The organism is Nakamurella sp. PAMC28650, assembly GCF_014303395.1.
Lineage (GTDB): Bacteria > Actinomycetota > Actinomycetes > Mycobacteriales > Nakamurellaceae > Nakamurella.
The window spans coordinates 3,036,330-3,059,211 of sequence record NZ_CP060298.1 but is presented as its reverse complement, the minus strand read 5'-3'; the positions used below and the strand labels follow the sequence as shown (position 1 = coordinate 3,059,211).

Genomic DNA, 22,882 nt, shown 5'->3' with positions numbered 1-22,882 from the left:
CCACGGGATCAACCGGAGAATGTGCGTCGTTGGACCAGGCGTCAGCGACTGGCCAGACGGTTGCGACCGCCGCGTTTGGCGTCGTAGAGAGCGACGTCGGCGCGGGCGATAGTCGTGGCGATGGGCTCGTCGGTGATCCACCGGGTGTAGCCGATCGAACAGGTCCGGTGGTCGGGTACACATCGGCGAATACGGTCCAGGATCGTGGTGGCCTGGGCTTCGGTGGCGCCGGGAATGGCGACGATGAATTCCTCCCCGCCCCAGCGGGCGAAGACATCGGTGTGCCGCAACGACTCCCGTGCTGCGTCGGCGAAATCACGGAGCAGGATGTCCCCGGCACCGTGGCCGTAGGTGTCGTTGTAGACCTTGAAGTGGTCCAGATCCACCAGCGCCACGGTCAGCACCTGACCGCCCGCCCGGACCTGATCGACCATCTGCGCCATCTGCTCATCCCAGGCCCGACGATTGAGCGAACCGGTCAGCGGGTCGGTCAGCGCCGAGCGTTGCAGCTCCTGCTGCATCTGCACAGCGTGCATGGCCACGCCCGCTTCATTGGCGACCATGGCCACCGACCGCACTGCGCGATCGCTGAAATCCGCGACGCGGTGTTGCCATGTCACATTCAGCATGGCCTGGACCTGGCCCTGAACCACCACCGGCTGCCACAGTGCGCTGATCGTGCCGTCCAATGCGAGCAGCGCCGGGTTGACGATGGGATTGTCGGCAGCGTCGGAGAGAAAAACCTCCTCCCCGGTGCGCCACACCGTTGCGGTCATCGACAGATCGAGCAGGGACACCGCGATGCCGACGGCTTCCCTGCCGGCCGAGGCGGTGACCTCGAGCGTCTGCGGGTCGGAGGGCTCCAGCATCGCCACGGTGGAGGCGCCGGAAAGGGCCTTGATGGCCTGCACCACGGCCGGCCGCGGATCGAGCCCGGCCTGCACCGAGCGAGTCACCGTGGCGATCGCCGCCAGATCTGAGTCCGATTGGCGCAACGCCTCCTCCGCCGCCTTCCTGGTGGTGATGTCCTGCACGATGGCCAGCGTCCAGGACCGGCCCTCGGGCCCGGGAGTGGCGGTGATGCTGACCCAGGCCCACCGAATGGTGCTGTCGGGCCTGATGAATCTCACCTCCAGGCGGTGTACCCGGTCCGGACTGTCCTGCTGGCCCTGCTCGGAACCGTCGATCAGGTGGTGGTCCTCGGGGTGGGCGTACTGCAGCGCCGTCTTGCCGATGAGATCGGTGGGCGGGACACCCAGCAGGACCCCGAAGGCGGCGTTCGTCTCCACCCATCGCCCCTGCTCGTCCGAAAGCGCCATGGCCACCGGACTGTCGTTGAAGACAGCGTGAAAACGGCGCTCGGAGTCCTGCAGTTCCTTCTGGGCAGCGGCCTGGATGCTGACGTCCCGCACCTCGACCTGCACGGCGGGGGCACCCCGATGAAGCACACCCACCGCGTTGATCTCGACCGTCCGGTGTCGGCCGCCCAGTTGCCGCAACCGCCAACGACGGCCGCGCACCGGTGGGCCACCGGCCAGCACGGCCTGGAACAGGCCACCGATCTCCTCGCGATCCTGGGCGTCGACGAAATCCCGCGCCGGCTGACCTTCGACGTCGGAGACGACCGTCCCGCCGTAGAGGGCCACCGCTTCTGGATTGGCGTAGCAGAACCGTCCGTCGCCGCCGATCACCGCGACCGCCACCGGCGAGTGCTCCACCAGGGCCCGCCACCGCTGCTCGGACTCGGCCAGGGCGGCCCGGGTGGTGATCAACTCGGTGACGTCGGTGGACACCCCGGCGATGCCGTAGACCTGCTGCTGGTCATCGAGCAGCGGGAACTTGGTGGAACGGTACACATGCACCGAACCATCGGGGTGAGCGAGGTTTTCCTCGAACTCCTGCCGGACCCGTTCAGTGGCGACTGCGATGTCGTTGCTACGGAGGACATCCGCCATCTCGGCGGTGAACAGTTCGTCATCGCGGCGCCCCAACAGTCCGCCCGGTACCGCGAGGGTGGCCTCCAGCACCGGGTTGGCCAGGATGAACCGGCCAGCCAGATCTTTGGCGTAGATCATCACGTCGGTCTGCTGGACCACCCCGTCCAGGGCCTGCCGATCACGGAGCTGGGCGATCTGCGCCGCTGCGAGTGCAGCGTTGCGCCACCGCAGTTCCAGCTGGCTGGCCAGCTGAGCGGCCAGCCTCACCAGGTCGCGACGCTGGTCGTTAGTCAGACGACGTGGCACCACGTCCATGACGCACAACGCCCCGACGATGGACCCGTCGCCAAGGATCATCGGGGCGCCGGCGCAAAAACGCACCCACGGCGCCGACGTCACGAACGGCGCCAGGCGGAACCGGTCGTCGGCGGCGGCATCGACGACCTCGAAAGCCTCTCGGCCGGCCATGACGTGGGAGCAGAAGGAACTGCCGTCGTGATGGCCCATCACCAGCGATCCTGTGGTTGCAGCGAAGTACTCCCGACCCCGGTCGACGACGCCGACGGCAGCGAGCGGCACGCCGCACAAGCTGCCCGCCAACGCCGTCAAGTTCTCGAACACCCGATCCGTGGCCGCCGCGACGATGCCCAACACATCAAACGGCATCTCGGGTTCCACCGGACGATTGCTCACCCCATCAGTGTCCCCCGCGCGATCTGTGGGCCGGCGGCGCCACACTCACGTCACGGTTCGGCAATGGCAGTCCGGGCAGAGGGACCGAGCTTTTGACGGACGATGTGCTCGACCAGAATTGGTACGAATGCTTGAACCGGTGCGTTGACGAACTCTCGGCCCGCCTCCTGTACCCACCGCGCGATGTTCTCGGTCCGCTCGTCGGTCCGGCGCCCCAGGTCGGCCAACCTTTTCGCCACTTCCTCCAATGACTGCTCGATCGCCCCGTCGCTGTGACTCCGTGGACGGTTGGGGGCCGAGGTCGGCCGGGCTACCGCTTGCAGCGCGCCCAAGGCGGTGGCGTTCCCGGTCCCCGGGGGAATGACGAGCAGGGTGAGCCGCTGTCCGTCCGTGCCGACGACCAGAACGGTCTGCAGGTCATCGCCGGTGAATCCCTGCAGAACGACCCTTCCGATCACGGTGTCCAGGTGAGGCTCGGCAAAGTTCCAGGCGTTGAGTTGATAGCCAACCATCGCAGCGGTTCCGACCCGGTCGAACAGCGCTGTCAGCAGCGGCGGCAACTCCGCAGTCAGATCGGTGGTTCGAGGCCACCACGCCCCGTCGACCCACGCCAGATCGGGAATGTTCCGTTTGAGCTCCAGACGAACTCCGGAGCAGGCCTGGCCTTCCACACTCGGAGTCGACGCAGGTTGCGAACCCGAGATGATTTCCATGCCCTTCTCCGATCACGGCTGATTGACCGTCTGCTCACATGGTGCTGCTGCTGGGCTCCACTTGGGAAGCTGGTGCTCGATTCGAGGATACAAGTCACACCAGGCCGACCGGCGAATGCGTCGAAGAATTCATCTCCCCAGGCCTACGGTTTCATATTCGCCGGCTGGGACAAAAGGCCTGCGCAGAAGGGGCACGAAGACTCTGGTCCTTGCCGGCACGAATAGTGTCCAGGTGGTATTCGTCCACATCCAACGTCCCCTATTCTGCATTGTTCATCTTCAGCATGTTCAATAGGCGCATGAGTAAAATCGTACCTGCGCTCGTCATCTCCAACGGTGTTCCGGTGGAGCCGGCAGAGACGCCGCCCGCCACACATGAGACCGAACGGGCATTCGTGAGCACCTCGAACAGCGAGATGCTTCTGCGGGTGGCCGAGCAGCTCGGCGACCTGCGCCGCCAGTTGACGGAGGCCGAGGCGCTGTGGGCCCGTCAGATCGCCCTGGTCGACCCCGCAAATCGAGCCAGCGCGGTGAACCTGGTCCACTACTGGTCGATCCGCAAGCACGACCTGCGCGCCCTGCAATCGCAGCTGGCCGCATTCGGGTTGTCTTCGTTGGGTCGAAGCGAACCACACGTCCGAAACACCCTGGAGGCAATCGCCGCCACCGTCGAAGCCCTGATCGGTGCACCGGTCGCCCGACGCGACCCGTTGGCGGAGTTCGGTGACGGACCCCGCCTGCTGCGGCGGCGGGCTGCAGAACTGTTCGGGCCGGCTCCGTTGAACCGACAGACCCGGATCATGGTGACCCTGCCTCCTGAAGCGGCCACCGATCCGAAGCTGGTGCAGGAACTCGTCGAACACGGGATGGAGGTGGCCCGGGTCAACTGCGCCCACGACGACAGCGTCGCGTGGGCGTTGATGATCGGCCACGTCCGGGCCGCGACCGCTGCGACCGGGCGACATTGCCGGGTGGCGATGGACCTGCCGGGGCCGAAGCTGCGTACCGGACCCCTGGCACCTGGCCCCCAGGTCATCAAGCTCAAACCCACCCGGAACAGCGTGGGCGTCGTCACTGCGGTCGGGTACGGCTGGTTGACCCCGGCCGAGGACCCGCAACCGCCGCCGCGATCCGGCATGGCAACGATCCGCCTACCCCGATCCTGGATTGCGCAGCTCCAGGTGAAGGAGACCATCGACCTGAACGACACCCGGGAGGAAAGGCGTCACCTCCTGGTGGAGAGAACTGACGTCGGCGGCGCCCTGGTGTCCACCCGGCAGAGCACCTACGTGGGAACCGGAACGGAACTACGCGCCCACAACGGCGACCGGGTCACCGTGACAGCGCTACCGGCGATCGAACAGTTCCTGACCCTTCAGGTGGGCGACGAACTGGTGCTGACCCGCGACTGCTCCCCCGCACCGATGCCTACCGGCGGTCATCCGGCACGCATCGGCTGCACCCTGCCCGAGGCATTCGGCCACGTCCAGGTGGGTCACGCAGTCCACCTCGACGACGGGAAGATGAGCGCTGAGGTGATCGCCGCCGCCGAAGATCAATTCACCGTGCGGATCACCACCGCCGCGGTCAACGGCAGCCGTCTACGCGCTGCGAAGGGCATCAACCTGCCGGATACGTTCCTGCCGGTCCCGGCCCTGACCAACGCAGACCGCGAAAATCTGCCGTTCGTCAGCGAGCATGCCGACATCGTCGAGATGTCGTTCGCGCGAAGCGCCCAGGACGTGGCCGACCTCCTTGTCGCCCTGACCGATCTGGGCGATCAACGGCTCGGGATCGTACTGAAGATCGAGACCGCGCAGGGATTTTCGAACCTGCCGGCGATCCTGCTGGCTGCGATGCAACGGCGGCACACCGGGGTGATGATCGCCCGCGGGGACCTGGCCGGGGAATGTGAATACGAAAGGCTCGCCGAATTGCAGGAAGAGATCATGTGGCTCGCCGAAGCAGCGCACCTACCGGTCATCTGGGCGACCCAGGTCCTTGATCAAATGGCCCGTACCGGGCAGCCGTCCCGAGCCGAGATCACCGACGCAGCGATGGGAGTGCGCGCCGAATGCGTGATGCTCAACAAGGGTCCCCACATCCTGGACGCCGTCGACACCCTCGCCGACATCCTGGAACGGATGACCGGCCACCACGACAAGAAGAACGCACTGATGCGTCCCCTGCGTTCCTGGCGGCTCCACCGCTCGACAGGATCAACGTGACGCGATATCGGCCGCCCCGTGGTCGTGACGCGAAAGCCACCACCGGCAATTCCGTCAGATAGTCCCCGGTCGCCACACCGGAAGTTCCGACCGGTCGAAGAGTTCGGTCCTACCCGGCGTCGTGCTGGAGAACAGGTCCTCGACTGCGCCCCATCACCTTTCCTCGCGGTGACACGCCGCGAGAGGCCTTCAGACGCCGTCCCCCTCCTCCAGGTACACCCGGGTCGCGTAGGCTTCCAGCGCCTTCTCGCAGCCATCCAGCGCGTCGGCGGCGGGTTGCCGTCTCGGTGCGCCGAATACGTCCCGCTCCCGCACCTTGGCATACCAGTTCCGCAACTTCACCAATTCGACCTCGTTCTCCTCCAACTCGCCGAAGGTGAAATGCGCTGCTGCATATTCCTTTTCCAACCCGGTATGGAAGTCCAGGCACTTGTCCAAGATCTCCTCGTATTCACCGTCGCGGGCTGCCTGGAACAACGCGGCGACGTCCTGCCCGCCGACCACCGGCGTACACGACAGCAACATCGCCGTCCCTTGCATCTCGCCGATTTCGTGGCGCAGACGGCGCAATGCCCGTTCGGCGCCCTCTCCGGCCGGTAGGACAGCGGCCGAATTCTGAAGATAGACCGCGCCCAGTGACTTCAAGCGGCGCCAGACCGTAGCCCGGAGCCGGGTGGGCTCCGAGGGCACCCGGTACACCAGCAGCAACCAGACCCCGGCCAGGTCATCGGCGCCCCCATCGACTGCCCCGGCGTCATCGGCATCACTCATCTGGTACATCCTGCCCGCACCGAACTCTCCGCCTGCGCCCCGGACACCTCGCGACCCCGCGAACCGAAGGCGTCAGCCAGTGGACCGCGTCGCGCGTCGGATGCTCAGCGGCAGGCAGATGACCACCACCGCAGGCAGCAGCCACCACACCGGGATGGCGGTGGCCCTGGCCAGGAAGAAGGTGGTGGCCAGAGCGACCGCGACAGCCAGCGCGATGCGCCAGTCGTCACCGATGACGAAGTCGTACCAGAACGCGCCGAACGCTTTCAACTGCTTCATGGCTCAGACCCCAGATCCGGTGTTGAAGGAGGCCGCAACGGCTACCTCGCGAGGGGCGGACCGACGGAACAGCGCCACCAGCAAGAGCGCGAACACCGCGATCGCCGGGATGAGCACCAGGAGTGCGGCATCGGAACCGGGCCAGTGGGCGCCGGCACCCTCACCTCCCCAGAACAGCCCGAATGCGGTCAGCATGATCCCGACGACGAACTTCATGCTGTTCTCCGGCACCCGGGCCAACGGCGCCCGAATCGCAAATCCCACCGCCGTCACCAAGAGCACCGCGGCCAGGGCCGCCGCCGCCGCGAGCGGGATGTCGTGCTGGTTGCTGCCGAAGGTCAAGGTGATGAAAACGACCTCCAGGCCCTCCAGGACAACACCTTTGAAGGACAGTGTGAAGGCATACCAGTCCTGGACGAATCCGCGGCCGCTCCCCTGCGCAGCCCGGGCCGCGGCCAGCTCTCGGCGATAGATCTCGGCCTCGTCGTGCAGCGCCTTGTGCCCGCTGGCCCTCAGAATGGCCTTCCGCAGCCATTGCAACCCGAAGATCAACAAGAGGCCCCCGACGAAGAGCCGGAGACCACCCAGGGGGATCACCGAGATCGCCGGACCGAGCACCGCCACCACCACGGCAAGGACTGTCAGTCCGGCCACCAACCCGGTGATCGCCGAACGCCAGTCCCTGGCCGTTCCGGCCGCAAGGATGATCGTCAACGCCTCGACAGCCTCCACGATGCAGGCCAGGAAGACGGCGACGAACAACGCTGAACCACTCACGGGACAACTCCTCCGGTCGCTGGGCCGCCAGCCCAGACCTGTTAGATTCGAGGATAACAGCTGTTAGTTACGGCAGCTCATGAGGTGTCGGCAGTGGGTCCGCTGTCTTGGCTCGGTATCACTTGAGCGCGGTCATCCATGGTCAAGACGTTCCCGGACCACCGAGCGCAGTTCAGATCGCAGTCATCCTCCGTTCAACCAGACGCACCACCATCGGACAGGTGAGATGGGAAAACCTGTTCCGCCAATTGACCCTGCGACTCAGCCAACAGCAGCGACGGAAAGTGCAGTGGGAGCGGGACTGCACCCACGACGGCACCGGCCACCTGTGCTTGCCGTGCTGCGTGGCCGCGCAGATTCGTTAGGGTCGAACGGGTCCATCCGGGCAGATCGGCATCGTACGTCGTGCCGTCAACCCCATGCCGATGACCGTCGGCATCCATTGAAAACTGCAGCGCCGTAACATGTACAAGCTGTGAAATTGCGTTCCGCCGCAAGCTGCATCAACTTCTGCGTGGTTGAACATCGCCGCTGGTGTGGTCGGTGCTGAACGCATCGTCTTCGTCAGCAACGGACTTGGGTTCCCCACCACCGGCCTACCCCTGGCCTCATTCCCGTGGTGCACACCCGACGACAGACAGCCTGAGGGCAATAGTCCGAGGCGATCACGAGGTCGTCAGAAATTCAAGGAGCGGAACGACGTCCTCCGGTGTCGGCATGGCCTCGATCTCGATTCGGATACGTGCGGCGTGGTCCCGGAGCGGGCGTTGATCCAGCAGTGCCCAGGTGGCCTGCACGATGGCGCTCGGCGTCGCGTCGTCCGGGTGCAGGGCGAGCCCGGCGCCTGCGCGCACGCACGCGTGGGCGTTGCGGAACTGGTCCGCGGCCTGAGGTAGGCAGAGCTGGGGTAGTCCGTGGGCCAGGGCACCGAGGAAGGTGCCGGACCCGGCATGGGAGATGACCGCGTCGCACAGCGGAAGAATCTGGGTCTGGGGCGCATAGCGGGTGACGGCGATGTGGGCGGGCTGCTCCCCGAGCGCAGCCGGATCTGCCTCCGGCCCCGCAGTGGCGATGATCCGGACCGACATCCTCGACAGTGCGCGCAGGACAGCGGACAGGGTGGCCGTCGTTCCGGGGATGGTGCCCAGGGTCAGGTAGATCAGCGGGTCCGAGCCCCCGGGGACGACCAGGCCGTCCTGGTAGGGCCCGGCGTACGGGGTTGGTCGGAGCTGTTGCACGATGGGGACGTGGGTCAACGGCACCGGCCGAACGCTCGGCGGGCAGATGTCCAGGAACGGGGCGTCGAAGCAGCCGGCGTAGGCAGGGATGGCCAGCCCGTACGCACGCCACAGGGACTCCAGGCGGTCCGCTGCCTCGGTGAGGATGGCCGGCGGGACGGCGCCCCCGTAGGACTGCATCACGCTGGGCACACCGATCACCGCCGCGACCAACGGCGAGGCCATTTCGGCCTGCTCGTGGATCAGCAGGTCGGGGTGCCACTCCCGCGCCAGAGCAAGCAACCCGGTTGCCATCGCCGGGGGCAGTGCGCTGCCGAACACGTGGGGAAACATGAACGCCGCCCGCTCGGTCGGCGGCAGCTGCCTGCCCCGACGACGCAAATCGTCGATCACGGCCGTGAAACCGGCGCCCTGCAACCCGGCCGGAGCTGACGCCAGCCCGGCCCAGCTGACCAGCGCCCCGACACTGGCGTGCCCGGCCCACAGCACCTGGTGTCCAGCGGTCGACAACGCACGCGCCAGCGGAACCAACGGATACACATGGCCAAGCCCGGAGGTCGACGAAAACAGAACCCGCACACCAGCCTCCAGGTCGCCAACCGCGGACCCACCATGCGGGGCTTCGCCTCGATCTACCGACGCGGGTGAGTCTAGCCACCGAAGTGGTTGCATCGGAAGCAAATTCACGGGGTTCCGCCGGGACTCGCGTTCCAGATACTGGGCTCCTCCTGCCAGGGTCACTCGTGATCATCGACAGCCCCACCTATTTCGGTGATCTGCGTGATGGTGTCGGTTGAGCTCCATTCCCTCTGTTGCGACACGACATCTGCTTCTGCGACATCGGAATTGATAACGATGAAGCGTTCACCCGACACTGATCCGCTGATCTATCGCCATCCGACCGACGCCCGGAAGGCGAGCTCACCGTGGCAGGCCTGACGAATGGAATTCAGAGCTTTCGTTCAGCCGGCGTTGATCACACGGTCCAGCCACTCGGCCAGGAGCCGACGTTCGGATTCACTCAGCACGTCAAGTCGGTGCGCTATTGCCCGGAACGCGACGGCCGTCGCCTTCGATCCGTCATCCGAGCGCTCCGGAGCGTCGGTGATGATCTGCCTGAGCACCGCCTCGTACATGGCGCCGGCCAGGCCCGGATCGCGTTGATCAGGGACTGTCGCGAGCAGACTCTGGATGGTGCCGATGCCGGCAGCCTGGATGAGGTCGACCGCGCGGGCCTCGCTCACCCGGAGCCGGCCGGTCACCGCCACCCGATGCACTCTTGATTCCAGCACCTTCCTGCCCGACTGGGCCGCCGGCGATGGCACGACCCGGGCGGGATCGCTCAGCAGCCGGAAGAGAGCCGGATTGTCGACACCGAAATCGATCTGCGTTTCCCAGCCGGCCCGGAGATCCTCCAGCGGATCGACATCTGCTGCGGAGGCGGCCTTCACGATCTCGGATTTGGCGGACACGAAGGCGGCCATCACGTGTTCGGCCACTGCGTCGAGCAGGCCGTCCTTGTCACCGAACAAGCGGTAGATGGTCGGGGCCTGCACACCGGCCCCCTCGGCAACGCCACGAGTGGTGACCGCAGCGGGACCTTCCTCCTGGAGGAGTCGCGCCGCGACTTCGACGATCCTCGACCGCGTGTCGGCCCGGGCGCTGGTCGTTTCGATCATGTTGCCAACGATAACGCATCCTTGCTAGCAGTATGTTTCCGGTGATACCGTTGCATTGATACCATCGCTACCATCAAGGGACAAATCATGATCGTCATCACCGGCGCAACCGGCGCGCTCAACGGCGCGACCGTCGACCACCTGCTCGAGCGAGTACCCGCCACCGAGATCGTCGTGGTCGCCCGCGACCCGGCCAAAGCCCTGAGGTTCGCAGATCGCGGCGCGGCCGTCAGACACGGCGACTACGCCGACCCGGACTCCCTGCCGGCCGCATTCGAGGGCGCCGACCAACTGCTCCTGGTGTCCTCCAGCGACCCGGCCGCCGATGCAGTCAGCCTGCACCGCAACGCAATCGCCGCAGCGGTCACCGCCGGGGTCGGGCGCATCCTGTATACCAGCCATCAGGGCGCGGCATCGGACACACCGTTCGGGCCGGGACGCGACCACGCCGCCACCGAGCAGCTGCTCGTCGAGTCCGGAATCCCGTGGACCTCACTCCGCAACGGGTTCTACGCCCACAGCCTGAGCTGGCTGACCGGTCCGTGGCGCGAGACCGGCGTGATCACGGTCCCAGCCGACGGACCGGTGTCGTGGACGGCCCGCGCGGACGCCGCCGAGGCCGCGGCCGTCATTCTCACGTCCAACGACGCCTACGACGGTCCGACGACCCTGACCGCGGGCGCGGCGCCGACGTTCCAGGAGATTGCCGCCATCGCGTCCGAGGTGTCCGGCCGAATGATCCGGCTGGTCGTGATGGACGCGGAGGAATGGGTGGCCGCGCAGGTCGCGGCCGGGCAGAAGGAGTTCATGGTGCGGTTCCTGCTCGGCATGTACCATGCCGCCGAACAGGGCTTCTTCGCCGGGGTCGACCCGCTGCTCGGCACCCTGCTGAACCGTCAACCACTGACGGCACGCGACGTGCTCGCCCAGCCGGCCGTCCACTAGGCCAGACCAAGCCGGGTCGAACATCAAGCCAGACAATCGGTCACAGGTGAGCCAGTGTCGACCGCACGTGGGCTGCCCTTTCCAGAAATCAGCTGGATCACCGCTTTTCCTGGACACGGATCAAATTACCCGCGGGATCCCGGACGGCGCAGTCGCGAACCCCGTAGGGCTGCTCGATCGGCTCCTGCACGATCTCGGCCCCGCTGGCCCGGATCCTCTCGAAGGTGCCGTCGAGATCGGCGGTGGCCAGGAGCAGGCGCGCGTAGGTCCCCTTGGCCATCATCTCCAGGATGGTGCGGCGCTCGTCCTCGGTGATGCCAGGGTCGGCGGCCGGGGGGTGCAGGACGATCGACGTGCTCGGCTGGTCGACGGGACCGACCGTGATCCAACGCATTCCGTCGTAGCCGACATCCAGCCGCACCTCGAAGCCGAGCGTGTCGCGGTTGAAGGCCAGGGCGGCATCCGGATCGTCCTGCGGGAGAAAACTGGAATGAACGGTGATGTCCATGGCGGTCACGCTGGTTGCGGCTCGGTGGCCGGCGCGTCTCGAATCCTTACCGGTCTGGTCACCTGCTTGGTCACGCAGGACGGCATTTCTGCCGTCGCGGGCACCGTCTGCCGGCGGTAGAGGCTCGGCGCCACCCCGACCAGCTCGGTGAAGCGGGCACTGAACGTGCCCAACGACGAGCAGCCAACTGCGAAACACACCTCGGTCACGCTCATGTCGCCCCGGCGCAGCAACGCCATCGCACGCTCGATCCGCCGCGTCATCAGGTAGCTGTAGGGGGATTCGCCGTACGCACGCCGGAACTCGCGGCTGAGATGGCCGGCCGACAGGTGCACGCCACGGGCGAGTGCCTCGACATCGAGCGGCTGGGCGTACTCCCGGTCCATCCGATCCCGGACACGCCGCAGCAGCGCGAGATCACGCAGACGTTGCGCCAGGGCGGGACGGCCGGTCATCTTCGAGATCGTGCCATACCCGGCCGGCTGCGGGATAGCGCGGGCGCTGGGCGGAACTCGTCTGGCAGGCCTGCCTGACGGCCGAGAGCGGTTGAAACACATGGACGCACCTGGCTGTCGTGAGTCCGAGGTGGTGGCTCAGTTGTCCTGGATGAGGCCGAGAACATTGCCATCCGGATCGGTCAGGGTGGCGATCAGGCGACCTCCACCCACGTCGTGCGCAGACTCCTTCTCCGTGGCACCCGCCGCGATCATCTCGGCGATCTTCACCCCGAGGTCGGAGACGTGCCAGTACGCCACCGGCGAGGCCATGCCCTGTGGTCCACGGTTCGGCACCAGTCCGATCTGCTGGCCGGCGGCCACGAAGCCCACGTAGTAGGGCGAGTCGGTCTGTGGCGCCACGCCGAGCAGAGCCGCGTAGACCGCCTTGGCCGCCTCCAGATCCGCCACGGGATGCAGCACGGTCCTGATGCCCTGGGTGGTGGTCATTTCACTCCTGAGGTCGTGGTGGGGTGCGAAGCTGTCACGTTAGTGACGGGTACGGGCCTGCGCTTCTTGATTCCTGACCGGTCTGGTCCCTGCTCGTGCCACCACGGCCGGCGCCACTGGGGCAGCCGGCGCGATGCGCCAGTCGTCACCGATGACAAAGGCGCACGACAACGCTGCGAACGCTTTCGACTCCATCATGGCTCGGACCCCTGGTCCGTTGTTGACAGAACCCGCCGCGGCCTTGATCCCGGGGGCAACATCTCGCTCCAGGAACAGCAACGCGAGCCGTCGCCGCCCGGTGGATCCGGGCGGCGGCGACTCGCGCCTGCCGTTCTGTGGGACGCCCGGGGTCAGCCTCCGAGTTCAGCGGCCGGCCGGTCCCAGCCCGGCACCTGATAGGGACCCAGGATGCTCTTGTCCCCCGGGTACGGCTTGACCCAACCGGTGGCGGTGTACCAGTCGAGGCGGTTGAGGAGCGCCGGATTCGAGGCATCCTCGGTGGCCTTGATGCCGCCGAAGTTCTGGTGGTTGCTCCAGATCTGCCACTGCGCAACCAAGGCTCCCGCCGCCGCCGGCACGCTGGGGACCGCCTGCGGCGTCACCGCATTCGCCTTGGCGCCACTGGGAGTCGTGACCTGGAGTCCGTAGGTCAGCGGAATCTGGTTGGGCACCGCCGTGAACGGCTTGAGGTTCGCGGTGTTGGTGAAGGCGTCCGTCATCGGCTCGGCCGCCCGGTCCTCCTGATTCATCGGGGCGATCGCAAGAATCTGCTCGATCGTCTTCACCACGTTCAGCTGCGAGTAGTACGTGCTGTTCACGACATTCGTCTTCGCATAGGGGCTGACGATGTACAGCGGGGCGCGGTGACCATCGATGTGGTCGGTGCCGGCCTGCGAGTCGTCCTCCAGGACGAAGATCGCCGAGTCCTTCCAGTCCTTGGAATGACTGATGGTGTCGACGATCCGGCCGACGGCCAGGTCGTTGTCGGCCACCTGGGCGGTCGGGTACGGATCTTTGCCCGAGATGCCGGCGGTGTGGTCATCGGGCAGCCACAGCAGGTTCAGGTTGGCCAGCTTGCCGGCCTGCTCCGCCTTGGCGAAGTTCTGCTGCCAGATGTCCACCCGGTACTGATCCGGGATGTCGGTGTTGAACTTCGGGTAGGCCGGGTCGAGAACCTTGTTCAGGGAGGGAATGTCGGAATAGGTCGGGTACTGGCCGTCGGCGATCGGCGACGGACCCGGCACCTTCCCCTCCTTGACCTGGCTGGCCTGGTACCAGTCGGCCCAGGTCGGTGCGCCGGTGGCGGGCAACGTCTGGAAATTGGCGTATTCGCCGAAGGCCGCGACCGTGTTGCCGGCCTTCTGCGCCGCGTTCCAGAGGAAACCGTTGCGCTGGTAGGCCAGCGCGTCGCCGCCCTGGGCCGGGTAGCTCCGGTAAAAGGCGCCGAACTCCTTCTCGATGTAGTCGTTGGCATCGGCCTGCATCAGCCAGTTGTGGCCGTCGGCCGACAGCGTGCCCTCGTCGTAGAAGTTGTCGAACAGCCCGTACCGATTGGCCAGCACATGCTGGTTCGGCGTCACGCTGCCACCGAACTGGGTCAGCGAGGGATCGCTGTTGCCCTTGCCGATGTCACCCAGAACCTGGTCGTACGTGCGGTTCTCCTTGACGATCAGGAACACGTGCTTGATCGTCGACGGCGCTCCGAGAGTGGCCGGGATCGCCACCGGCCGGGCCTGGGCCTGGGCCAGCGGCGTATTCTGCAGCAGCTTCTGCCAGTCGTTGTTCACGAACACCTGGTGGGTCAGACCGGCCAGGTCAGCCTCGGTCGGCACCGCGAAGCGGGTCAGCGAACCGGTGTCGTTGTACGTGTTGTGGCCGGTGACCACGTTTGCGTCGGGGCCTTCACTGATCGACGTCTGAGGCCCGCGTGCTCCGATGCCCTTGTCGTTGGTCACGATGATCTTGCCGGTGGCGTGGTCGACCTGCACGTTGACCGGGTACCAGTCGGTCGGGATCAGACCCTCGTACTGCACCGGGGCCGACGGTCCGTTGTAGCCGTAGACGGCCAGCGCGTTGTCGCGGCCGATGCTCACCAGAAGATGCTTGCCATCGGTCATCTCGATCGCGTTGGGGTTGCTGCCGACCGTCGATCCGGGCAGCGGCGCGACATTGAAGGTCTGCGTCACAGTCCGCTTGGCCGTGTCGATGATCGAGACGCTGTCGCCGTTGGAGTTGGCCACGAACAGGGTGGAACCGGAGACCTTCAGCGCCGTCGGCTGCAGGCCGACCTTGATGCTGGCGATCTGCGTGCCCGCGGCCGGATCGACGACCGACACCGTACCGGAAGTGGCCGCGCCGGTGACCTTGTCGGCCACCACCGGGGTGTTGTCCGACAGGTTGGTGAAATCGTTCGCGGTGGCGACACGGCCGCCCTCGTTGGAGACGAACAACTTCCCCCCGACCAGTGCGACCTGCCGCGGCGCGTTGCCCACCGCGATCTGCCGGGTCACCGTGTTGGTGGCGATGTCGATGACGCCCAGGGTGTTCGCGCCGTTCAGCGCGACGTAGAGCGTGCGGTGATCCACCGATTCGGTCATGCCGGACGGCAGTTCCGGACCTGCGGCGTTGATCAGGGTGATCTTGACCGGGGCCGCGGCCACCGTGCCATCGGCATTGACGTCGAACCGCAGCAGATCCGAGGTCTGCGACATCCACAGGGTTCTGCCGTCGGCCGAGTAGTACGGCCCGTCCGCGGCGACCGTGCCGTCACCCAGCCTTGCATCGGCACCGACCCCGGTACCGATCTGCTGCAGGATCTTGCCGGCCTCGGCGTCGAACACCGTCAGGAAGCCGGTGCCGTGCTCGTAGCTCAACGCAGCGAGGTGCCGGCCGTCAGGGCTCAGCACGCTGGACAGCAGGCGCCCGTTCGATACCAACGTCCGTTCACCCAGCGGCTTGACCCGCTGGTTGGACGGCAGCAGGACGCCGCGGGCGTCGGTGGTCCCCACCGTGCTCCGGCCGAAACCACCGGCGGCACCGACCGCGGTGGCCGCGCCGGCGGTCAGCACCAGGGCACCCACCGCGATCGCCGCCACCGTGGTGCCTCGGACCTTCCGGCCGGATCTCGACCGGGAGCTTTGTCCGGTTCGTAATGATGTGCGCATTTTCCTCTGATCCCTGACTTTCAATGACGTCGAATATCCCCGACGGATCTTCGCGGGCCGTTAGCCACGCTAGGAGCATCGAGACCCGTTGCGATGAAACATTTGATGAACAAGACCTGAAAAGGCTGTGCGAACGCCAAGCTTCCCGATCAGGTGACGTCGAAACACCCGTCGAAGGTGAACAGTGGATTGGTCACCATGGCACCGGACGCGCTCTGCATGTTCTGCGGCCCCACCGCAGCCGGTGGCCCGGCGGCGGTGTAGCAGCCGATGGGCTGCACCTCGACATCGAAGGAGAGCGGCTGGATGTGACCGTCCGGAGAGGGGAAATGCACGGCGCAGGTCCAGCTGCCGGCCCCGGTGAGGGCCGCCGAGCCGTTGCGGACGCAGACCGACGACGGGTCCGGCGCGGTGACATCATGACCCAGTTCGTTCTGCTGCAGTACGTACAACCGAGCAAAGCTCACCCCGACGGCAGCCTGCAACCTGCTGTTGGTCACCGCAGGTCCACCGCAGCCGCTCAGCACCAGCCCCAGCACGGCCGCGACGGCCATCAGAGGTAGCCCGAACCTTCTGTCCACGCGGTGATCTCGCCCTCCCGGCCCGAGGTCGGCCGACCCGCCCAGGTCAGGCACCGGTCACGTCCCGGCGCCGGAAGAGCGTCCACGCCACCATGAGGAAGAGCGCGCCGTAGACCAGCGAGCAACCGACGCCGATCAGCATCGGCCGAACGAAGGACGGGGCGGCGAACAAGCCGACCCAGGCCACGAAGGAGGCCCCCGGCAGGAACGCCCGGACGCCGTCCATCACCCCGCCGACCAGCAGGAGCAACTGCAGCAGCAGTCCCAGCACGGTGGGCACCAGGATCCCGGCCAGGCTGTTGCGGGTGGCCACCGACACCAGCACACCCAACGCCGCGAACGAGAGGACCGCAGGCAGCACCGACGCCCAACCCGACAGCACCAGCAAGGCGGCCTGCGAGGAGCCCAGCAGATTGCCCGACAGCCCGACCAACGGCTGACGCCCGACCAGCAGCAGACCGGACAGCACGCTGCTCACGGTCAGCAGCACGACGATCAGAACCGAGTAGGTGGCCGCAGCAAGGACTTTGCCTCCGAACACACTGCGGCGGCCTACCGAACGGGTGAGCAGGGAGGTCCAGGTGCGGTAGTGGTCCTCGGCGGAGAAGATATCCCCGGCGATCAGGCAGACCAGCAGCGGAAACCCCCACGAACCCGCGAAACCCAGTACCACCAGCGGGACCGCGTACCCGGAGTCGGTCACCCAGCGGCCGAACAACGTGTCTGCCGGTACGTCGGTGGCGAACTTCAGGCCCACGGCGAACAGTGCAGGTCCCAGCAGGGCGAGCACCAGGGCGAGCCTGGTGCGGAACTGCGCGGTCAATTTCTCCAGCTCCCACTGATACGTGAGCCACAGCGGATGCTTGATCCGGTCCCGTTGCTCCGCAGGGCCGGAGCGCTCCCCCGTCCTGGAACCTATGGGAACCAGCAGGTTCTCGGTCACTGGTCGGACCGCCCGGACAGCAGCGGTTGCGGGGGGTCGGAGGCAGGTTCGGTCAGTTGGAAGAACAGCGATTCGAACGGTAGATCCTCGCGGCGCAACTCACGGACGGCCACCCCGGCGGCAGCAAGAGCGATGACGTAGTCGTCCAGTTCCGCGGTCCCCGCAGCGACCATCAGCGCACCCGATCCCGGGTGGACGCTCAGCTGCGCCTGCCCGGTCGCCAATTCGGCGGCACGCTCGTCGTCCGAGGTGCGCAGCCGCCAGGCGTGTGCCGGAGCCCGGTCGCGGAGCGCGGTCATGGTGCCGTCGTAGACCACCGCACCGGACCGCAGCACGGACACGTCCGTACACAGCTGGTCGACCTCGGCCAGGTCGTGGCTGGACAACACGATGGTGTGGCCGGCTGCCGCCAACTGCGTCAGCAGCGCGTGCAGGTCCCTGATGCCGGCCGGATCCAGCCCGGTGGTGGGTTCGTCGACGACCAGGACCTGCGGGTCGCTGATCAGCGCCGCGGCCAGTCCGAGGCGTTGCCGCATTCCGGTGGAGAAGCCGCGGACCCTGCTGTGGGCCCGGTCGGCCAGACCCACGCGTTCCAGCAGTTCCTCGACCTTGCGATGAGCCATCGGCCCGTCCCACGCCGACAGCAGTTCCAGGTTGCGGCTCGCGCTGAGATAGGGGTAGAAGTTCGGTGTCTCCACGAAACCGGCGATGCCACAACGGCCGCGGGGGACGTCGGGGGTCAGGGCGCGACCGTCCAGCTCGATGGTGCCCAGGTCGGGCCGGACCACGCCGAGCACCATGCGGAGCGTGGTCGTCTTGCCGGCCCCGTTCGGCCCGAGCAGGCCGTGGATACGCCCCCGGTGAACGGTCAGCGAGACATCGTCCACCGCCACCCTTGCTCCGAAACGTTTGGACAGTCCGGACAACACCAGGACCGGATCGGGCGGTGCCGTCTCCACTGCCGGTCTGATGGCGTGCACAGCGGTACCCCCGGAAGACCTCACGACTACAGGTAACGCAATGACCGCGACCCGTTCAAGGGATCAGAAGATGAACATCCGGTGTCCAGAGATGGTTCGCACCCGCGGCGTCCTGACGCCCGCCTCGAAAACCGGACACTCTTCGCACCCGGTGTCCCGACCACGGTTTGACCGGACACCGGGAGCAACCTAGGTTGCCTGTATGCCCTCGCCCCCGCCAGCCCATACCGGGGGCCCGGCCGATCGACTGGCCGCCGTCGTCGCGCTCCGAGAACTGGCCGACCGCATGGAGGATGCCGGTGTCGAGCAGGCCATGCGCGAGGGCTGGTCGTGGACGGAGGTGGCCCAGGCCCTGGGTGTCACACGCCAGGCCGTGCACAAGAAGCACCTGCACCGCCTGGTCGAGGCCGGGATCGAATTGAGGAGGCGCCATGGATGACGACTGGTTGACCCGTGGCATGCGCGGGCTCGTCCGGAGGTGCGTCGCAGAGGCCGTTCGACGCGGCAGCGCCACGGTGGAGGCCGAGCACGTCCTGCTGGCGTTGACCGCCGACCCCGCCGGCGATCTCGGGGTCGTCCTGCTCGAAGCGGGCCTCCCGCACGGGGCGCTGGTGGCCGCCCTCCGCCAGGAACGCCTGCTGAGCCTGGCCACCGCCGGCGTCACCCCCATCGACGCCCAGGACCTGACCGCTACCCCGCGGACCAGGAAGCCGACCTGGGGTGCCTCCGTCGTGGCAGCAAGAGCAAGGGAACATCGTTCCCCGACCCACGGCCTACGTCGGCGCTTCCCCGAGATCGACGTCCTGGTCGGCATTCTCCGGGCCGACATCGGTACCGTGCCGCGCGCGCTGGCGATCGTCGGGGTCGACCGACCCGCGCTCGTCGCTCGCCTGGGACAGATGCAGGCCAGGACAAGCAACACACGTTGACAAAGTCGAATGAGCAACTTAGGTTGCCTGGATGCCGACGAACCGCACTGACCGATGACGATCACAGGTCGCATTCTGGACCTGGCCAGCATCCTGCTGGCCGCACTGGTGGCCGGGGTGTTCTGGGGGCCATGGCTGGCCGTGAGTCGCTCGATGAACAGCTTCTCGCCGACCGTTTTACTGGCTCTCGTGCAGCGGATGGACCGCAATCTCGGATCGGTGATGGGGGTCCTGATGCCCGTGGCCCTGGCGTCGATGATCGCGGTACTGGTCAATTCCTACCGATCCCGGCCGGAGACGTTCTACCCCACGCTGTTCGGCTTCGCACTGTTCCTGATGACCCTGCTGGTGACAGCGTTCGTGGAGGTACCGATCGTCACGCAGATCCGTGCCTGGACAGTGGCGACGATGCCGGCGGACTGGCAGCGGCTTCGCGACCGATGGGTCTCCTTCCACCTCCTGCGCGTGGTCGGAGGCATGACCGGGCTTGCACTGCTGGTGGCCGGCCCCGTTCTCAGGTAGCGCCCGGGACGGAGGTCGAGCCCGGCACCGTCTAGCTCCGGGAGGACAGCGCTGCCTTGAAAGCCGCAACCGAGGCGTCCGAGCTGTTGATCCGCCAGTCCGCTTCCTTGTTGTAGTCGAACCAGACCACGGCGGTGACGTCCGGCTGGGACGTCAGGTAGGAGAACAGGGTTGTGATCCAGTCCGCCTTGGAACCACCGGACTCGGCCGAAGCGGTTTCACCGATGATGATCGGGAGACCGGGTGCGATCCTCCGTACCTGTGAGAGCGTCGAGCCGAACAGATCGGCCGGGCTCGTCCAGACCGAGTCGGAATGGGTGGTGCCCCAGTTGTAGCCGTCCATCGCCACCACGTCGACATAGCCCGGACCCGGGTACAGCTCGTGCAGCGCGATCGAGCCGTCGTACACGACGTTCGGACTCCACACCCAGGAGACGTTGTGATCGCCCATCCTGGTGAAGATGTCGTGCACGTGACGCCAGGCCGCGACGTACTGGCCCGGCTGGTTCCCGTTGACCTGCTCGGACCAGGGGTACCAGTTGCCGTTCATCTCGTGAGCGAAGCGCAGCATCACGGGCTTCCCCCAGCTCTTCAGGTCGCTCGCCCAGGACCTGATGTAGGTGTCGTAATCGCCCGAGATGATGTGGCCCAGTGAGTAGTTCGGCTGATCGGCACTGCCCGCCTGCCACGGCTCCCAGGTGAGCAGGGGCGTCTGGCCCCGGCTGGTGACGGCGTCGAGTCCGGCGATCGGTGCCCCCTGCGTGAAGTCGCTGTAGGCCAGGATCACCGACGGCACCTCGCCGACCGCAGACTCGACCGGGGGCAGCTCGGAGTCATCGTAGAAACCCCCGGGGGTACCGAGACCGAATCTGAGGTGGGCGTAGCTGATCTGCGGAGATGCCGCACCAGCCGGGCTTGTGACCGCCGCCGTCGTGGCGGGCGCCGTCGTGACGGGCGCCGTCGCGGCAGGAGCCGTCGCGGCAGGAGCCGTCGCGGCAGGAGCGGTCGCGGCAGGAGCCGTCGCGGCAGGAGCCGTCGCGGCAGGAGCCGTCGCGGCAGGAGCGGTCGCGGCAGGCGCGGTCGCGGCAGGAGCGGTCGCGGCAGGCGCGGTCGCGGCAGGAGCGGTCGCGGCGGCCGACGTCGGGGCGGCCATCGCCGAGCTGGTCGCGACTCCCACGTCGATGCTGGCAGCTGCGGCGATGACCTGGGTGACGGCGGCCGCCACCGGCGCCACGTTCGCCACTGCCGGGACCGGCTTCTCCGCGACCGCCGGCCGCGCCGGCGACGCCGACGCCGCCGCATGGCTGAAGCCCGCCCAGGTCAGCACGACTGCTGCCGTCAACGAAATCAGCGATCGGAAGAAGGTTCTACGCATGTCTGAATTGTTTCAGCTTGATCGAACCGTCCCGGTGTCACCCAGGGTGAAATAATTCAGACTCTGACTACACAGCGTGTTTTCGAGTCGAATGGACCCCGCCGCATCGCGATGACGGTCGATCTCGGTGTCCGACCCGACAGCTACCTTGATCCACATGCCGGTCGATTCCACGGGTCAACCCGATGCAGAAACCGTCGGAACCCCGGCTCCAGGATTCACGGCGGTCCTCCGCATCCGCGAGTTCCGTCTGCTGTGGCTGGCGGACATCCAGTCGCTGCTGGGCGATCAGGTCGCCCGGGTCGCGTTGTCGGTCCTGGTCTTCGACAGCACCCGATCCGGGCTGGCCACCGCGGCCGTCTATGCCCTGACCTTCCTGCCGGCACTGGTGGGCAGCGTCCTTCTCGGGCACCTGGCCGACCGTCTGCCGCGCCGCGCGCTCCTGGTGGCCGGCGACCTGATCCGCGCCGCACTGCTCGCCGCGATGACGATCCCGCACCTCTCGATCACCGTCCTGGCCTCCCTGCTCGTGCTGTCCGTACTGGTCGGCACCCCCTGGAAGGCCGCCGAGTCCGCTCTCGTCGTGGACATCCTCCCGAAGTCGGACTATCCGATGGGGCTGGGACTACGGTCGGCGACCAGCCAGGCCGCCCAGCTGGCCGGTTTCGCCGTCGGCGGTCTGGCGGTGGCGGCCATCGGCCCCCGTACGGCCCTGGCCGTGGATGCCGCAACCTTCCTGGTCTCGGCGGTCGTCATTCGCCTCGGGGTGCGCTGTCGTCCGTTAGTGACGCATCTCACTCCTTCGGCGACCTCTGAATCACCTGAACCACAGCACCACCGACAACGCCACTGGCTGGATGGTCCCCGCGCAGTGTTCGGGGACACCCGGCTCCGTACCCTCCTGGCCTTCTCCTGGCTACTGGGACTCATCGTCGTCCCGGAAGGTCTGGCGGCCCCGTATGCGGCCCAGCTCGGCGGGGGTCCGCAGAGTGTCGGGATCCTGCTGGCGTCCGGTCCGGCCGGCGTACTGGTCGGGACGGTCCTCTACACGAGATGTCTGTCGGCACCGACGCGCGCCGCCCTGCTGGGTCCCTTCGCTGCCGCGGCCGGCCTGCCCCTGGTCGCCTGCCTCACTGCCCCCGGCCTCATCCTCAGCTGCCTGTTCTGGGCTTTCGCGGGGAGTTTCACCGGCTACCAGGTCCAGGTCGTCACGGAGTTCGTCCAGACGATTTCCCCGCACATCCGGGGCCAGGGCATCGCCATCGCCTCGGCGGGACTGCTGGGTGCTCAGGGTGTCGGCCTCCTGGCCGGCGGCCTGATCACGCAGTTCGCCGCGCCCTCTACCGCCATCGCCGCTGCAGGTGGAGCGGCTGTGGTCCTGGGAAGCGCGCTCATGCTGGTCCGATATCGACACCACCCGATCGACCCAGCCGAGCGCTGAACGCACCCGGATCCTGCCGTCCTCACCAATCCCACGCTCTGCTCACTGCCATCACCCCCTGATGAATCCGTCCCGGTCACCGCCCGCACCTGGTCACCAATCCCACGCTCTGCTCACTGCCATCACCCCCTGCCGCATCGATCCCGGTCGCCTTCCGCACCTGCTCACCAATCCCACGCTCTGCTCACTGCCATCACCCCCTGCCGCATCGATCCCGGTCGCCTTCCGCACCTGC

Annotated in this window: 21 protein-coding genes; 6 read left to right on the top strand and 15 right to left on the bottom strand. The window is 67.0% G+C overall.

Features of this window, described 5'->3' with window-relative positions:
- Positions 1 to 41: 41 nt before the first annotated feature.
- Together H7F38_RS13880 and H7F38_RS13875 are read right to left on the bottom strand one after the other, a co-directional pair.
- Positions 42 to 2,630, bottom strand: coding sequence for a PAS domain S-box protein (locus H7F38_RS13880; protein ID WP_187090429.1), 2,589 nt, complete (start codon positions 2,628 to 2,630; stop codon positions 42 to 44).
- Between the two features lie 50 nt (positions 2,631 to 2,680).
- Positions 2,681 to 3,343 carry a DUF5994 family protein gene (locus tag H7F38_RS13875; protein WP_187090428.1) on the bottom strand — a complete coding sequence of 221 codons (663 nt, stop codon included), beginning with the start codon at positions 3,341 to 3,343 and terminating at the stop codon, positions 2,681 to 2,683.
- A gap of 299 nt (positions 3,344 to 3,642) precedes the next feature.
- Between H7F38_RS13875 and H7F38_RS13870 the strand changes: the two genes are divergently transcribed.
- Entirely contained in the window at positions 3,643 to 5,571 is a 1,929-nt protein-coding gene (locus tag H7F38_RS13870) for a pyruvate kinase (RefSeq protein WP_187090427.1), read from the top strand.
- Between the two features lie 189 nt (positions 5,572 to 5,760).
- On the opposite strand, the gene H7F38_RS13865 is transcribed toward H7F38_RS13870, so the two are convergent.
- The 5 genes from H7F38_RS13865 to H7F38_RS13845 form a co-directional block, all read right to left on the bottom strand.
- The gene (locus tag H7F38_RS13865; protein WP_187090426.1) at positions 5,761 to 6,342 is read right to left on the bottom strand and encodes a Chromate resistance protein ChrB; all 582 of its coding nucleotides are present in this window, start codon (positions 6,340 to 6,342) and stop codon (positions 5,761 to 5,763) included.
- Positions 6,343 to 6,414: 72 nt separating this feature from the next.
- On the bottom strand, positions 6,415 to 6,621 hold the full coding sequence (locus tag H7F38_RS13860) for a hypothetical protein (protein WP_187090425.1): 207 nt from the start codon (positions 6,619 to 6,621) through the stop codon (positions 6,415 to 6,417).
- Positions 6,622 to 6,624: 3 nt separating this feature from the next.
- Positions 6,625 to 7,398 carry a COG4280 domain-containing protein gene (locus H7F38_RS13855; RefSeq protein WP_187090424.1) on the bottom strand — a complete coding sequence of 258 codons (774 nt, stop codon included), beginning with the start codon at positions 7,396 to 7,398 and terminating at the stop codon, positions 6,625 to 6,627.
- 665 nt (positions 7,399 to 8,063) lie between these two features.
- Complete coding sequence (locus H7F38_RS13850) at positions 8,064 to 9,215, bottom strand: glycosyltransferase (protein WP_187090423.1); 1,152 nt, start codon at positions 9,213 to 9,215, stop codon at positions 8,064 to 8,066.
- A gap of 383 nt (positions 9,216 to 9,598) precedes the next feature.
- The gene (locus H7F38_RS13845) at positions 9,599 to 10,315 is read right to left on the bottom strand and encodes a TetR/AcrR family transcriptional regulator (RefSeq protein WP_187090422.1); all 717 of its coding nucleotides are present in this window, start codon (positions 10,313 to 10,315) and stop codon (positions 9,599 to 9,601) included.
- Positions 10,316 to 10,402: 87 nt separating this feature from the next.
- Between H7F38_RS13845 and H7F38_RS13840 the strand changes: the two genes are divergently transcribed.
- Positions 10,403 to 11,260, top strand: coding sequence for an SDR family oxidoreductase (locus H7F38_RS13840; RefSeq protein ID WP_187090421.1), 858 nt, complete (start codon positions 10,403 to 10,405; stop codon positions 11,258 to 11,260).
- Positions 11,261 to 11,357: 97 nt separating this feature from the next.
- Here the strand turns inward: H7F38_RS13840 and H7F38_RS13835 are convergent, their stop codons facing one another.
- From H7F38_RS13835 to H7F38_RS13805, 7 genes are all read right to left on the bottom strand, one after another.
- Positions 11,358 to 11,768 (bottom strand): VOC family protein, encoded by a 411-nt coding sequence (locus H7F38_RS13835; protein WP_187090420.1) that lies wholly within the window; start codon positions 11,766 to 11,768, stop codon positions 11,358 to 11,360.
- A gap of 5 nt (positions 11,769 to 11,773) precedes the next feature.
- On the bottom strand, positions 11,774 to 12,223 hold the full coding sequence (locus tag H7F38_RS13830; protein ID WP_187090419.1) for a helix-turn-helix transcriptional regulator: 450 nt from the start codon (positions 12,221 to 12,223) through the stop codon (positions 11,774 to 11,776).
- 138 nt (positions 12,224 to 12,361) lie between these two features.
- The gene (locus tag H7F38_RS13825; protein WP_187090418.1) at positions 12,362 to 12,712 is read right to left on the bottom strand and encodes a VOC family protein; all 351 of its coding nucleotides are present in this window, start codon (positions 12,710 to 12,712) and stop codon (positions 12,362 to 12,364) included.
- Between the two features lie 350 nt (positions 12,713 to 13,062).
- A complete protein-coding gene (locus tag H7F38_RS13820) occupies positions 13,063 to 15,900 on the bottom strand; it encodes a bifunctional YncE family protein/alkaline phosphatase family protein (RefSeq protein ID WP_222618059.1) in 2,838 nt (945 codons plus the stop codon).
- A gap of 125 nt (positions 15,901 to 16,025) precedes the next feature.
- Complete coding sequence (locus H7F38_RS13815) at positions 16,026 to 16,457, bottom strand: hypothetical protein (protein ID WP_187090417.1); 432 nt, start codon at positions 16,455 to 16,457, stop codon at positions 16,026 to 16,028.
- A 46-nt stretch (positions 16,458 to 16,503) separates the two neighbouring features.
- Positions 16,504 to 17,400, bottom strand: a complete 897-nt coding sequence (locus H7F38_RS13810; RefSeq protein WP_187090416.1) for an ABC transporter permease — start codon at positions 17,398 to 17,400, stop codon at positions 16,504 to 16,506.
- Positions 17,397 to 18,404 (bottom strand): ABC transporter ATP-binding protein, encoded by a 1,008-nt coding sequence (locus tag H7F38_RS13805; RefSeq protein ID WP_222618058.1) that lies wholly within the window; start codon positions 18,402 to 18,404, stop codon positions 17,397 to 17,399. Before H7F38_RS13805 ends, H7F38_RS13810 begins: the two co-directional genes overlap by 4 nt.
- Positions 18,405 to 18,582: 178 nt before the next feature.
- Here H7F38_RS13805 and H7F38_RS13800 point away from each other — a divergent pair, with 178 nt between their 5' ends.
- From H7F38_RS13800 to H7F38_RS13790, 3 genes are read left to right on the top strand one after another with little or no spacing between them, the layout of a single operon-like run.
- Complete coding sequence (locus tag H7F38_RS13800; protein ID WP_187090415.1) at positions 18,583 to 18,819, top strand: helix-turn-helix domain-containing protein; 237 nt, start codon at positions 18,583 to 18,585, stop codon at positions 18,817 to 18,819.
- Positions 18,812 to 19,309, top strand: coding sequence for a Clp protease N-terminal domain-containing protein (locus tag H7F38_RS13795; RefSeq protein ID WP_187090414.1), 498 nt, complete (start codon positions 18,812 to 18,814; stop codon positions 19,307 to 19,309). Before H7F38_RS13800 ends, H7F38_RS13795 begins: the two co-directional genes overlap by 8 nt.
- 54 nt (positions 19,310 to 19,363) lie before the next feature.
- Positions 19,364 to 19,831: an anthrone oxygenase family protein gene (locus tag H7F38_RS13790; RefSeq protein WP_187090413.1), complete on the top strand. Its 468-nt coding sequence runs from the start codon at positions 19,364 to 19,366 to the stop codon at positions 19,829 to 19,831.
- A 31-nt stretch (positions 19,832 to 19,862) separates the two neighbouring features.
- On the opposite strand, the gene H7F38_RS25605 is transcribed toward H7F38_RS13790, so the two are convergent.
- Positions 19,863 to 21,206: a glycoside hydrolase family 26 protein gene (locus H7F38_RS25605; RefSeq protein ID WP_222618057.1), complete on the bottom strand. Its 1,344-nt coding sequence runs from the start codon at positions 21,204 to 21,206 to the stop codon at positions 19,863 to 19,865.
- A 157-nt stretch (positions 21,207 to 21,363) separates the two neighbouring features.
- Here H7F38_RS25605 and H7F38_RS13780 point away from each other — a divergent pair, with 157 nt between their 5' ends.
- Positions 21,364 to 22,647: an MFS transporter gene (locus H7F38_RS13780; protein ID WP_187090412.1), complete on the top strand. Its 1,284-nt coding sequence runs from the start codon at positions 21,364 to 21,366 to the stop codon at positions 22,645 to 22,647.
- Positions 22,648 to 22,882: the final 235 nt, after the last annotated feature.